Raw genomic sequence first — 13165 nt, forward strand, 5'->3', positions numbered from 1 at the left:
TTTTTGCCGTCGCACGACGGTTCCGGATTTTTCCCTCTATGTCTAACGCCACCCCCGCCTTTGAAGAAAGCTTTGCCGCTCTTTTCGAGGAAAGCCTTGCCCTGCAGGAAATGCGCACCGGTGAAGTCATCACCGCTGAAGTCGTGCGCATCGATCAGAACTTCGTTGTCGTCAACGCCGGCCTGAAGTCCGAGAGCTACGTTCCCGTCGATGAGTTCCACAATGATCGCGGTGAACTCGAAGTCAGCGTCGGTGACTTCGTTCACGTCGCAATCGATGCACTGGAAGACGGTTTCGGCGAAACCCGTCTGTCGCGCGAGAAGGCCAAGCGCATCGCCGCCTGGAACGATCTCGAGAAGGCCCTCAACGAAGGCTTGCTGGTCAACGGGGTCATCACCGGCCGCGTCAAGGGTGGCCTGACCGTCATGACCAACAGCATCCGCGCCTTCCTGCCGGGTTCGCTGGTCGACATGCGTCCGGTCAAGGACACCACGCCGTATGAAGGCAAGGAATACGAGTTCAAGGTCATCAAGCTCGACCGCAAGCGCAACAACGTCGTGGTGTCGCGCCGCGCGGTGCTGGAAGAGTCGATGGGTGAAGAGCGCGAGAAGCTGCTCGCCAACCTGAAGGAAGGCACCGTCATCAAGGGTATCGTCAAGAACATCACCGACTACGGTGCGTTCGTCGACCTCGGTGGCATCGATGGCCTGCTGCACATCACTGACCTGGCCTGGCGCCGCGTCCGTCACCCGAGCGAAGTGCTCAACGTCGGTGACGAGATCGAAGCCAAGGTGCTCAAGTTCGACCAGGAAAAGAACCGCGTCTCGCTGGGCCTCAAGCAGCTCGGCGAAGACCCGTGGGTGGGCATCTCGCGCCGTTACCCGCAGGGCACGCGCCTGTTCGGCAAGGTCACCAACATCACCGACTACGGCGCCTTTGTCGAAGTCGAGCAGGGCATCGAAGGCCTGGTGCACGTGTCCGAGATGGACTGGACCAACAAGAACATCCACCCGACCAAGGTTGTCCAGCTGGGCGATGAAGTCGAGGTGATGATCCTCGAGATCGACGAAGACCGTCGCCGCATCTCGCTGGGCATGAAGCAGTGCCTGTCCAATCCGTGGGACGACTTCGCCATCAACCAGAAGAAGGGCGACAAGGTCCGTGGCCAGATCAAGTCGATCACCGACTTCGGTGTGTTCATCGGTCTGGAAGGCGGCATCGATGGTCTGGTGCACCTGTCCGATCTGTCGTGGAGCGAGCAGGGCGACGACGCCGTGCGCCGCTTCAAGAAGGGCGACGAAGTCGAGGCCGTGGTGCTCGCCATCGACGTCGAGCGCGAGCGTATCTCGCTTGGCATCAAGCAACTCGAAGGCGATCCCTACACCAACTTCATCGCCACCCACGAGAAGAACACCCTCGTGCGCGGTACGGTGAAGTCGGTTGATGCGCGTGGCGCCGTGATCGCGCTGGGTGACGACGTCGAAGCCTACCTGCGTGCGTCCGAAGCGGCCGCTCATCGCGTCGATGACCTGACCACGATGCTCAAGGAAGGTGACACCGTCGAGGCCATGGTGATCAACGTCGATCGCAAGACGCGCTCGATCAATCTGTCGATTCGCCAGAAAGATCAGGCCGATCAGACCGAGGTCATGAGCAAGCTTGCCTCCGATAGCTCCGCTGCTTCGGGCACGACCAACCTCGGTGCGCTGCTGAAGGCCAAGCTGAACGAGCAGAAGCAGTAATCAAGCCGACCATGACCAAGTCGGAACTGATCGCCCAGCTTGCGGAGCGTTTTCCGCAGCTGGTCGCGAAGGATGCCGATTACGCGGTCAAGATGATCCTCGATGCGATGACCGACGCGCTTGCGCGCGGGGATCGCATCGAGATCCGCGGGTTTGGCAGCTTTGCGCTGAACTACCGTCCGCCGCGTGTCGGGCGTAACCCCAAGTCGGGCGAGAAGGTGCATGTGCCGGAGAAGTACGTGCCGCACTTCAAGGCCGGCAAGGAATTGCGTGAACGGGTGGATCTTGGCGGCTGACCGCGCGGCGATTGGTTACATGCTGGACTGGTAATTCCACAAGGCGGCCTCGGCCGCCTTTCTTTTTTGTCGTGAGCTCGGTGATAATGCGGTTATGCGCGCAATCATGTGGTTCATCCGACTCCTGCTGTTCATCCTGCTGTTCGGGTTCGCGATCAAGAACGATCATCTCGCGACCCTGAATTTTTACTTTGGCGGGCAATGGCAGCTACCCCTGGTGTTCGTCATCCTCATCAGCTTTGCTGCGGGGGCGCTGCTCGGCGTCACGGCCACCTTCGCCTCACTGCTGCGCCAGCGCCGCGAGATTTCCCAGCTGCGGCGCCAACTCGAGCGCGCCGAACGTGAGAAACCCGGCCCTGCGCCTGCCGTCGCCGCGGCCGACATCCAGATCTCTGCTCATCCCTGAGCGCCACGGCCTTCAATGGAAATTGAGTTCTGGTGGCTGCTCGCCCTTCCGCTGTTCTTCGCGCTGGGCTGGCTTGCCGCACGCATCGACATTCGCCAGGTGGTGCAGGAGTCACGCGCCCTGCCGCGCTCCTACCTCTCCGGTCTCAACTTCCTGCTCAATGAGCAGCCCGACAAGGCGATTGATTCCTTCGTCGAGGCGGTCCGCATCGATCCGCAAACGATCGAGCTGCACTTTGCCCTCGGCAGCCTGTTTCGCCGCCGTGGTGAAACCGAGCGCGCCATCCGTATTCACCAGTTGCTGGTTGATCGTGAAGACATCACCGCGGAGCAGCGTCTGCAGGCGCTCGGCGAGCTGGGTCAGGATTTTCTGAAAGCGGGCTTGCTCGATCGCGCCGAAGCGGTGTTCGTCCGTCTGCGTGGTTCGCGTGCTGACGCGTTGGCACTGCGTTATCTGCTCGAGATCTATCAGCAGGAGAAGGACTGGGCGAAGGCGATCGAAGCCGCGGGCGCCCTGCCTGACCATGAGAGCCTGATGTGGCGAACCGAGGTGGCGAACTTTCACTGCGAGCTTGCCGCGGGTGCGCTCGCCAGTTCTGCCCTGGGCGAGGCCGAAGCTCACGTCGCTGCGGCGCTCGCGGTCAATCCGCGCTGCGTGCGCGCCAGCCTGATCAGGGGCGACATCTGTGTGGCGCAGGGAAGGGACCAGGACGCCCTGGCGGCCTGGAAGCGCATCGAAAACCAGGATCCGGTCTACCTCGCGCTCGCCGCCGAGCGCATCATGGAAGCCTGCGCCCGGCTGGGGCGTCTCGATGAAGGGCAGCAGCTGCTGAGGGCGTGGCTCGACAGCCATGCCTCGATCGACCTCCTTGACGAGCTCTTTCGCTGGGAAATGGATCAGCAGGGGCCGAAGGCAGCCTACGAGCTCGTGCGCGAGGAACTGAGGCGCAACCCGACCCTGCTCGGTCTGGACAAGCTGCTGGAGGCCGCCGTGCTGACGGTGCCCAGCGAGCAGCGCAGCGACATCGAACTGGTCAAGCAGCTCATTCATGGGCATACGCGCAAGGTCGCGCGCTACCGCTGCAACACCTGCGGCTTCAAGGCGCGCCAGTTTCACTGGCGCTGCCCGGCCTGTGGTGGCTGGGAGACCTATCCGCCGCGACGCACGGAAGAGTTCGACCTCACCCCCTGATGCGCGCGCTGACGCCAGATCGGCTGAATCGGTCTCAATGGCTGCAGCTCAGCCCTTGCATTTCCCACCTCCCTTTTGATTCACTCACTTTGTTGCGCGAGCCTTTTCATGCAATTCAAGACGCTGGAAGACTATGTCGGTCACACCCCGCTTGTGCGCCTGAAGCGCATCAACGCGGGCCGTAACAACATCATTCTCGCCAAACTCGAAGGCAACAATCCGGCGGGTTCGGTCAAGGACAGGCCCGCGTTGGCGATGGTGATGCAGGCCGAGGCGCGGGGGCAGATCAAGCCGGGTGACACCCTGATCGAGGCCACCAGCGGCAACACCGGCATCGCGCTCGCAATGGCGGCCGCGATGCGTGGTTATCGCATGATCCTGGTGATGCCGGAGAACCAGACCGTGGAGCGCAGGCAGACGATGCGCGCGTTCGGCGCAGAGTTGGTCCTGATCCCGACTTCGGGTGGCATGGAGATGGCGCGCGACATCGCCCAGCGCATGTGCAGCGAGGGCAAGGGCATCATTCTTGACCAGTTCGCCAATGCCGATAATCCGCTCGCCCACTATGAGGGCACGGGCCCGGAGATCTGGGAGCAGACTGAAGGGCGTGTGACCCACTTCGTGAGCTCGATGGGCACCACCGGCACCATCATGGGGACTTCCCGCTTTCTCAAGGAAAAATCGCCGACGATCCAGATCATCGGCTGCGAGCCGGCACCAGGGGCGCAGATTCCGGGGATCCGCAAGTGGCCGCAAGCCTATCTGCCGAAGATCTTCGAGCGTGAGCGCGTCGATCGGGTGGAGCCGGTGAGCCAGGCGGAGGCCGAGGAGATGACAAGACGACTGGCACGCGAGGAGGGCATTTTTGCCGGCATTTCATCGGGCGGCTCAATGCATGTTGCGCTGCGTCTGGCGGCAGAGCTCGAAGATGCGGTCATTGTGTCCATCGTGTGTGATCGAGGTGACCGTTACCTGTCGACGGGTGTGTTCCCAGCCTGAGTCCTTCTGGCGGCGCGAGACCCTGGGCAGGGCGCTCGCGTTCGCCTTGCTGGCGCTGATCGCGCTGTTTGCACCACGCGCGCATGCGGTCGAAGGCCTGCGCCTGGCGATCGGCGACATCAGCCATCCGGCGCTGTCCGCGAATGACATTCAGCTCGAGTTTTCGGCTGCGCGTTCGACGCTTGAGGTGCACATTGCGCGCTTGCGCCTCGGTGATCGAAGCTGGCGCGAACTCCATCTCTCCTGCCCGCAGGCCAGTCTGAGTGCGCAAGGCGTGCACTGCAGCGGTGCTCAACTCGGTGTACATGGGCGCCGGCTGCCCTTGGTGCTTGATTTTCATGCTGATCCCGCGGCTTCGCGCGTGGCCGTCGAGCTACGTCTGTCCTCGGGCGCGCAAGTGCGCCTGAGCCTTGATGATGAGGGGCGTTTTGAAGCCGTGCTGGCGCGATTGGGGCTTGAGGACCTGAGCGTGCTGGCCTCGCTTCTGTCTCCCCCCGGTGCGGGCGAGTTGCTGCGATACCTGACCCGGGGTCAGGTAAATGCGCGGCTGGTGTGGGAACCGGAGGGCGCCGGTCGCGCGCGCGACAGCCTGACCTTAACAGCCCGCTTCAGCGAGCTCGCATTCGGCACGGATGATGGCCTGCGTGCCGGGGAAGGCTTGGGCCTGGCCGTCGAGCTTGCGGCCCACCCCACGCCCGCGGGGTGGGGCTGGCAGGCGCAAGTGGCGTGGGAGCAGGGTGAGGCCTACCTGCATCCGCTCTACCTTCAGGCGGGGCCGGTGCTCGATGCGGCAGGGGTTTTTCACGCCGAGCAGATCGAGATTCACAAGGCCACGCTCGCGCTTGAGGGGGTGGCACAGCTCGCCTTCACGGCGCGTATCGGGCGCGCGGACCTGAGCCTTGACGATCTGGCGCTCTCGCTCAGCGGCGGCGATCTCGCCATTCTCGGTCCGCGCTGGATTACCCCCTTGCTGGCGCCGGCGCTGGTTGAGCGCCTGCACTTTGGCGGACAGATCGGCGCTGGCCTGGAAATTGAGGACGGGCGGGTGCAGGCCTTCAATGTGGTGTTTGATGCGGCCGAGCTCAGCCTTGCCGCCGCTGACGGCGGGCGTGGGTTCGGCTTCGGGCCGCTGACGGGGCATCTGCCGTGGTTGGCCGGGTCGAGCTCGCGCGCCCGGTTGCAGGTGCAAGGCGGGTACTGGGAGGCGCTCGCGCTGGGTGCTTTCGATGTGAACGCAATGCTCCAGGGACAGCAGGCCAGCTTCGAGACCATGCGCATCCCCTTGCTCGATGGCATGCTGGTGCTGGACGAGGTCGAACTCGGACGCGAATCCGAGGGCTGGCTGGGGCGCGCCAGCGTGGCGGTGGAGCCGGTGTCGATGCGGCTGTTGACCCAGGCCCTCGGCTTGCCGTCGATGGCGGGGCTGTTGTCGGCGTCCCTGCCGGGTGTGCGCGTGAGCCCGGCGGAGATCACTTTTGACGGCGCCCTGGTGATGTCGGTGTTCGATGGCTATGTGCAGGCAACTCAGCTGCACGTGCGTGAGCCCTTCGGCGTGGCCTCGCATGTGCGCGCCGACCTCGAGGCGCGTCACCTGGACCTCGCGCAACTCACCGAGACCTTCAGCTTCGGCAGCATCACCGGTTTTGTGGACGCGGATGTGCGTGGCCTGGAGCTGGTGCGCTGGCGCCCCACGAGCTTTGACGCCAGGCTCGTCAGCAGCGCGGGCGATTATCGTCGCCGCATCAGTCAGCGCGCGGTGCAGAACATCAGCGCGCTGGGCGGGGCGGGGGCGATGGCTGTCCTGCAACGAGGTCTGCTCGGGCTGTTCGACACCTTCGGTTACCGCGAGCTGGGTTTTCAGTGCGTGCTTGCGGGCGGCGTATGCCTGATGCGCGGCATCGACGGCAGCGAACGTGCCGATGGCAGCTTTCAGATCGTTCGTGGAGGCGGCATTCCGGCGCTGGATGTCATCGGCTACAATCGCCGCGTCGATTGGGACGAACTCGTCGGCCGAATCCAGCGCGTGATCGACGACAACGTCACGCCCGAGTTGCACTGATGCCCGGCCTGCGTACGTCGGGCCTGCCTGAGGCACCCATGTCATTTTCCCCCTTGCGCACGCTGGTCCTTGTGTGCGGCGTCGCTGCCACGGCATCGGCTTGCGTCACGATAAACATCTATTTTCCGGCGGCGGCGGCGGAGAAGGCCGCGGACCGCATCATTGATGAGGTCTGGCAACTGCGGGATGCGGGCAGTCCTGCACCGCGATCGAACTCAGTCCCGGACGCGCCCCACAGCCCAAGCGAGAAAGGAGCCGAGCAATGAAGGCACTCACGAAGCTCACCCGCTGGCTGGCCGCGATGGCGCTGGGCTGCATGCTGGCGTTTGCCGTGCACGCGCAAGGCAATCTCGAGGTCGATAGTCCGGCCATTTCCGCCCTCAAGGCGTCGATGCAAAAACGCCATGCACAGCTCGCCCCCTTGTATGCATCGGGTGCAATCGGATTTGCCACCGATGGCAGCATCGCCCTGCGCGATGCCTCGCTGCTGCCCTTGGCACAACGCGGCGGCGCGAGTGCGCTGGTGGCCGCGGAGAACGCCGATCGCAGCGCGCTGTATCGGGAGATTGCGCGCGCCAACCAGCATCCGGAGTGGGAAGTCGATATCCGCAACACCTTTGCCCAGCGCTGGATCGACCGCGCGCAGGCGGGCTGGTGGGTGCAGCGTGGTGGCGCCTGGGTGAAGAAGTGATGCCCGTACTCGTCTTCGACATCGAAACCGTTCCGGATGTGGCCGGCATTCGCAAGCTGTACGATTTGCCCGCAGCACTGTCCGACACCGAGGCCGCGGAGTGGGCGTTTCAGCAGCGACGGGCGAGTCATGGCACGGACTTTTTGCCGCACCATCTGCAGCGCGTGGTGACGATTTCCTGTGTGCTGCGTGACGCCCAGCATTTCCGCGTGTTTTCCCTGGCTGAGCCGGATGTTGACGAAGCTCAGATCATCCAGCGCTTCTTCGATGGTGTTGAGCGCTACACGCCACAGATCATTTCCTGGAATGGTGGGGGGTTCGATCTGCCGGTGCTGCACTATCGTGGCATGTTGCATGGGGTGTCGGCGCCGCGCTACTGGGACCAGGGCGAGGGCGATTATCAGGATTCGCGCGATTTCAAATGGAACAACTACATCAGTCGCTATCACAACCGTCATCTTGATCTGATGGACCTGCTCGCGATGTATCAGCCGCGCGCCAACGCGCCGCTTGATGAGCTCGCCAAGCTCATGGGCTACCCGGGCAAGCTCGGCATGGACGGCTCGGCCGTATGGCAGGCCTGGCAGGAGGGGCGCATCGCTGAGATTCGCGATTACTGCGAGACCGACGTCGTCAACACCTACCTCGTGTACCTTCGCTTCGAGCGCATGCGCGGACATCTCGATGCCCAGGCCTGGGCCGCTGAGGTGGAGGTGGTGAGGGATGCGCTTGCCCGGCTCGATGCTCCGCATTGGCAACAGTTCCTTGCGGCCTGGCCCCAAGCCTAGACCAGAGCAGCAAACCGCAAACTACAACAGGAGAGGCGCTCATGGGCATCATCGCCACCATCTTCATCGGCCTCATCGTTGGTCTCGTCGCGCGTCTGCTGCATTCGGGCAAGGACGAGCTTGGTCTCATCATGACCGCCTTGCTCGGCATCGCAGGGTCGGTACTGGCAAGCTACGGCGGGCAGTTTCTTGGCATCTATCAAGCGGGTGAAGTCGCCGGCTTCGTCGGTGCGGTTGTCGGTGCCGTGCTCATCCTTTTTGTCGTCGGCCGACTGCGAAAATAGTTTTTGTGTGTGCACTGCAAAAAAACTTTGACAAGGTTTTTTGAGTGCCTATAATGCGTGACTTCAGCAGGCGCGTAGCTCAGTTGGTTAGAGCACCACCTTGACATGGTGGGGGTCGTTGGTTCGAATCCAATCGCGCCTACCAGGATTTTGGAGTTGATCATCATGTTCCGAACTACCACTCAGGCCGGAAACTGAACAGGTCGGCTCCGCTTGTCTGCTAGAGGAAAAAGCGCGCCTAGACCGCGCTTTTTTTTCGTTCACGATTTTTGACTCACCTATCTGTCCCGCTGTAAAGATCGGGACTGAATCCTTCAGAGGCCACCTTCATGCCCAATATCACCCTTCCCGATGGTTCGGTACGCAGCTTCGAGCAGGCGGTGACGGTGGCCGAGGTCGCAGCCTCGATCGGCGCCGGGCTTGCCAAGGCAGCGCTCGCGGGTCGTGTCGACGGCAAGATGGTCGATCTGTCCCATCGCATCGAGACCGATGCGGCGCTGGCGATCGTCACCGACAAGGGTGACGATGGGCTGGAGATCATCCGCCATTCGACCGCTCACCTGCTGGCACACGCGGTGAAGGAGCTGTTCCCGGAGGCGCAGGTGACGATAGGCCCGGTCATCGACAATGGCTTCTACTACGACTTTTCGTACACGCGGCCGTTCACGCCCGAGGACATTGCGGCGATCGAGGCGCGCATGAACGAGATCGCCAGGCGCGAGATCCCGGTCAGCCGCGAGGTCTGGGCGCGTGACCAGGCGGTCGAATTCTTCAAGGGCATCGGTGAGCACTACAAGGCGGAGATCATCGCCTCGATTCCGTCGGCCGAGGATGTGTCGCTCTACCGTCAGGGTGACTTCATCGATCTGTGTCGTGGCCCGCACGTGCCCTCGACCGGCAAGCTCAAGGTGTTCAAGCTCACCAAGCTGGCGGGGGCCTATTGGCGCGGTGATTCCAAGAACGAGATGCTGCAGCGCATCTATGGCACGGCCTGGGCCAGGAAGGACGAACTCGACGCCTATCTGCACATGATCGAGGAGGCGGAGAAGCGCGACCACCGCAAGCTCGGGCGCCAGCTCGATCTCTTTCACCTCCAGGATGAGGCCCCGGGCATGGTGTTCTGGCACGCCAAGGGCTGGACGCTGTGGCAGCAGATCGAGCAATACATGCGCAAGACGCTGGACGAGCACGGCTACGAAGAGGTGAAGACACCACAGATCGTCGATCGCTCGCTGTGGGAAAAATCGGGCCATTGGGGCATGTACGCCGACCTCATGTTCACCACCCAGTCCGAGAAGCGCGACTACGCGGTGAAGCCGATGAACTGCCCGTGCCACATCCAGATCTTCAATCAGGGCCTCAAGAGCTACCGTGATCTGCCCTTGCGCATGGCGGAGTTCGGCTCCTGTCATCGCAACGAGCCGTCGGGTTCACTGCACGGCATCATGCGCGTGCGCAATTTCGTGCAGGACGATGCACACATCTTCTGTGCGGAGAATCAGGTCCAGGCCGAGTCCGCCGCCTTCATCCGCCTGTTGCAGCAGGTTTATGCCGACTTTGGCTTCACCGACGTGCTGGTGAAGCTGTCCACGCGCCCCGAAAAGCGCGTGGGCACCGACGAGCAGTGGAGTGCTGCCGAAGCCGCGCTGGCCGCTGCGCTCGATGCGCAGGGGCTGGAGTACGAAGTGCAGCCCGGCGAGGGTGCTTTCTACGGACCGAAGATCGAGTTTTCGCTGAAGGACAGCCTGGGGCGCGTGTGGCAGTGCGGTACGCTCCAGCTCGACTTCAATCTGCCGGTGCGTCTCGGCGCCGAGTACGTCGATGAAGATAACTCGAAAAAGGTTCCGGTGATGCTGCACCGCGCGGTGCTGGGCTCGCTGGAGCGCTTCATCGGCATCCTCATCGAGAACCACGCGGGTGCCATGCCCTTGTGGCTGGCGCCGGTGCAGGCGGTGGTGATGAACATCTCCGAAGGGCAGTCGGACTACGCAGTCGAGGTGCTGGCGCGCCTGAAGAAGGCGGGCTTCCGTGTCGAGGCTGATTTGCGCAATGAGAAGATAAACTATAAAATTCGCGAACATAGCGTGCAGAAGCTGCCCTACCAGATCGTCATCGGCGACAAGGAAAAAGCAGCAGGCCTTGTGGCCGTACGTGTACGAGGGGGTCAGGATCTTGGCCAAATGTCCCTCGATTCGCTGGTCGAACGCTGGAATCGCGAAGTTGAAGCGAAGGCCAGGGCGATCTGATTTTTGGTTTTCGTGGAGAGTTGAACCATCGCTCAAGATAAGAAGCAGCGCGTAAATAGGGAGATCAACGCGCCCGAAGTCCGGCTAGTTGGCGAAGAAGGCGAACAGCTAGGAATCGTGTCCCTGAACGCAGCCCTGAATTTGGCCGAAGAAGGCGGGCTGGATCTGGTCGAAATCGCACCGATGGCCGCGCCACCGGTTTGCAAACTGATGGATTTCGGCAAGTTCAAGTATCAGGAACAGAAAAAGGCCCACGAAGCCCGAAGCAAGCAAAAGCAGGTGCAGGTGAAGGAAGTCAAGCTTCGCCCCGGCACCGACGAGAATGACTACCAGATCAAGTTGCGCAATCTGAAGCGCTTCCTGGACGAAGGCGACAAGTGCAAGGTGACCTTGCGCTTCCGTGGCCGCGAGATGGCGCATCAGGAGTTCGGTCTGCGCCAGCTTGAGCGCGTCAAGGCCGACCTGGACGAGATTGGTCAGGTCGAGCAGATGCCGAAGATGGAAGGGCGCCAGATGATCATGGTCATCGCGCCGAAAAAGAACCGCTAAGGTTCAAGGAATTTGCCCTGCCAGGGCAAAACCGGCGGACGGGAACAGTCGTGCGGCGGAAAACAAGTGGTGCCGGGTAATGAAATGCGTCGGGGCTTATCGGCGCTACCTGGTGCCATCCAAAAACATGGAGTCTCAGCAATGCCCAAGATGAAGACGAAGAGCGGCGCCAAAAAGCGCTTCAAGCTCCGCGCCGGTGGTGGGATCAAGCGGTCCCAGGCGTTCAAGCGCCACATCCTTACCAAGAAAACGACCAAGGCGAAGCGTCAGCTGCGCGGCATGATTGAAGTTCATCCTGCCGACGAAAAGCAGATTCGCGCCATGCTTCCTTACGCTTGATAGGAGTCCACAATGCCTCGCGTTAAACGTGGTGTAACAGCCCGCGCTCGTCACAAGAAAGTTCTCGTTCAGGCCAAGGGTTATCGCGGCCGTCGTAAAAACGTCTATCGCATCGCCAAACAGGCGGTGATGAAGGCGGGTCAGTATGCTTACCGCGACCGTCGTCAGCGCAAGCGTCAGTTCCGCACCCTGTGGATCGCCCGTATCAACGCCGCCGCGCGTGAGCTGGGTCTGACCTACAGCACCTTCATGAACGGCCTGCGCAAGGCCGCGATCGAAGTGGACCGCAAGGTTCTGGCCGACCTGGCCGTGTTCGACAAGCCCGCTTTTGCGGCGATCGCCGAGCAAGCCCGGGCCAAGCTCGCGGCGTGATTCGACGCAGCCCGAAAAAAGGAGGCCTGGCCTCCTTTTTTTTATCTGAATTCAGCTCGATCGGCAGTAGCTCAGAGCGTTCGCAGTAAATCGACACCGGTAGGGCACGGACATGGAACACCTGGATCAATTGGTTCAACAAGCGGCTGCCGATTTTGCAGCGGCGACAGACGGGGCCCAGCTTGAGCATGCCAAGGCGCGCTATGTAGGCAAGAGTGGCCTGCTCACCGAGCGCCTCAAGGCGCTGGGCAAGCTCGACCCTGACGCGCGCCGTGAAGCGGGTGCCGCAATCAACGCCGTCAAGACCGCAATCGAAGCCGAACTCGAGGGCAGACGCCGCGCTTTGCGCGAAGCCGCCTTGCAGGCCCAGCTCGCCGCCGAAGCGCTCGACGTCAGCTTGCCCGGACGTGGCGCAAGCCTGGGTGGCTTGCATCCGGTCAGCCGTACGCTAGAGCGCATCGAACAGTTGTTTGCGTCGATTGGCTTCATTGTGGCCGATGGCCCCGAGATCGAAACCGACTGGCACAACTTCACCGCACTCAACACGCCCGAGAATCACCCCGCGCGTTCGATGCACGACACGTTTTATCTTGAAGGCCATGAGGATGTGCTGCTGCGCACCCACACCAGCCCGGTGCAGATTCGTGCCATGCAGGCACACGTCGAGCGCTACCAGCATTGTGACAGCCTGCCCGAACTGCGCCTGATCGCGCCCGGCCGCGTGTTCCGCGTCGACTCCGATGCCACGCATGCGCCGATGTTCCATCAGGTCGAGGGCCTGTGGGTGGGCGAGAATGTCAGCTTCGCGGATCTCAAGGGTGTGATTGCCGACTTCCTGCGCAAGTTCTTCGAAACTGACGATCTGCAGGTGCGCTTCCGCCCATCATTCTTCCCATTTACCGAGCCCAGCGCCGAGATCGACGTTGCGTTCATGAGCGGCAAGCTCGAGGGGCGCTGGCTGGAGATCGCCGGCTGCGGCATGGTGCATCCGAACGTGCTGCAGTGCGCGGGCATCGATCCCGAGCGCTACACCGGCTTTGCCTTTGGCATGGGGCCTGACCGCCTGACGATGCTGCGTTACGGCGTCAACGACCTGAGGCTGTTCTTCGAAGGCGATCTGCGCTTCCTGAGCCAGTTCCGCTGAGCCGTTCCGGGCGGGCGCACGCTGGTGGCGCCCACCTCATCGAATTCATCCGGGTAATC

The 13165-nt window shown here is 62.3% G+C and carries 15 protein-coding genes and 1 tRNA gene; all 16 read left to right on the forward strand.

The genetic code is table 11. From position 1 onward, the window contains the following. Positions 1-38 precede the first annotated feature (38 nt). Positions 39-1742, forward strand: a complete 1704-nt coding sequence (gene rpsA / locus M622_RS38945; protein ID WP_021251165.1) for a 30S ribosomal protein S1 — start codon at positions 39-41, stop codon at positions 1740-1742. Positions 1743-1753: 11 nt separating this feature from the next. Further along, the gene (locus M622_RS38950; protein ID WP_021251166.1) at positions 1754-2038 is read left to right on the forward strand and encodes an integration host factor subunit beta; all 285 of its coding nucleotides are present in this window, start codon (positions 1754-1756) and stop codon (positions 2036-2038) included. A gap of 94 nt (positions 2039-2132) precedes the next feature. Continuing rightward, positions 2133-2444 carry a LapA family protein gene (locus tag M622_RS38955; protein WP_021251167.1) on the forward strand — a complete coding sequence of 104 codons (312 nt, stop codon included), beginning with the start codon at positions 2133-2135 and terminating at the stop codon, positions 2442-2444. A 15-nt stretch (positions 2445-2459) separates the two neighbouring features. Continuing rightward, complete coding sequence (gene lapB / locus M622_RS38960) at positions 2460-3635, forward strand: lipopolysaccharide assembly protein LapB (protein WP_021251168.1); 1176 nt, start codon at positions 2460-2462, stop codon at positions 3633-3635. 108 nt (positions 3636-3743) lie between these two features. Next, complete coding sequence (gene cysM / locus M622_RS38965; protein WP_021251169.1) at positions 3744-4634, forward strand: cysteine synthase CysM; 891 nt, start codon at positions 3744-3746, stop codon at positions 4632-4634. Beyond that, a complete protein-coding gene (locus tag M622_RS38970; RefSeq protein ID WP_245543119.1) occupies positions 4597-6693 on the forward strand; it encodes a hypothetical protein in 2097 nt (698 codons plus the stop codon). Before cysM ends, M622_RS38970 begins: the two co-directional genes overlap by 38 nt. 38 nt (positions 6694-6731) lie before the next feature. Then, complete coding sequence (locus M622_RS38975; RefSeq protein WP_021251171.1) at positions 6732-6959, forward strand: hypothetical protein; 228 nt, start codon at positions 6732-6734, stop codon at positions 6957-6959. Then, a complete protein-coding gene (locus tag M622_RS38980) occupies positions 6956-7384 on the forward strand; it encodes a YdbL family probable chaperone protein (RefSeq protein ID WP_021251172.1) in 429 nt (142 codons plus the stop codon). Before M622_RS38975 ends, M622_RS38980 begins: the two co-directional genes overlap by 4 nt. After that, positions 7384-8172, forward strand: coding sequence for a 3'-5' exonuclease (locus M622_RS38985; protein WP_021251173.1), 789 nt, complete (start codon positions 7384-7386; stop codon positions 8170-8172). The genes M622_RS38980 and M622_RS38985 overlap by 1 nt, the downstream gene beginning before the upstream one ends. A 41-nt stretch (positions 8173-8213) precedes the next feature. Further along, positions 8214-8456 (forward strand): GlsB/YeaQ/YmgE family stress response membrane protein, encoded by a 243-nt coding sequence (locus tag M622_RS38990; RefSeq protein ID WP_021251174.1) that lies wholly within the window; start codon positions 8214-8216, stop codon positions 8454-8456. A gap of 68 nt (positions 8457-8524) precedes the next feature. After that, positions 8525-8601 (forward strand) — tRNA-Val (locus M622_RS38995). Between the two features lie 184 nt (positions 8602-8785). After that, positions 8786-10702 (forward strand): threonine--tRNA ligase, encoded by a 1917-nt coding sequence (gene thrS / locus M622_RS39000; protein WP_021251175.1) that lies wholly within the window; start codon positions 8786-8788, stop codon positions 10700-10702. 27 nt (positions 10703-10729) lie between these two features. Further along, positions 10730-11251: a translation initiation factor IF-3 gene (gene infC, locus M622_RS39005; RefSeq protein WP_084520826.1), complete on the forward strand. Its 522-nt coding sequence runs from the start codon at positions 10730-10732 to the stop codon at positions 11249-11251. 141 nt (positions 11252-11392) lie between these two features. Then, entirely contained in the window at positions 11393-11590 is a 198-nt protein-coding gene (gene rpmI, locus M622_RS39010) for a 50S ribosomal protein L35 (protein ID WP_021251177.1), read from the forward strand. Between the two features lie 12 nt (positions 11591-11602). After that, the gene (gene rplT, locus M622_RS0120810) at positions 11603-11962 is read left to right on the forward strand and encodes a 50S ribosomal protein L20 (RefSeq protein ID WP_031347651.1); all 360 of its coding nucleotides are present in this window, start codon (positions 11603-11605) and stop codon (positions 11960-11962) included. A 112-nt stretch (positions 11963-12074) separates the two neighbouring features. Further along, positions 12075-13106 (forward strand): phenylalanine--tRNA ligase subunit alpha, encoded by a 1032-nt coding sequence (gene pheS, locus M622_RS39015; protein WP_021251179.1) that lies wholly within the window; start codon positions 12075-12077, stop codon positions 13104-13106. Positions 13107-13165 lie beyond the last annotated feature (59 nt).

This window comes from Thauera terpenica 58Eu, assembly GCF_000443165.1.
Lineage (GTDB): Bacteria > Pseudomonadota > Gammaproteobacteria > Burkholderiales > Rhodocyclaceae > Thauera > Thauera terpenica.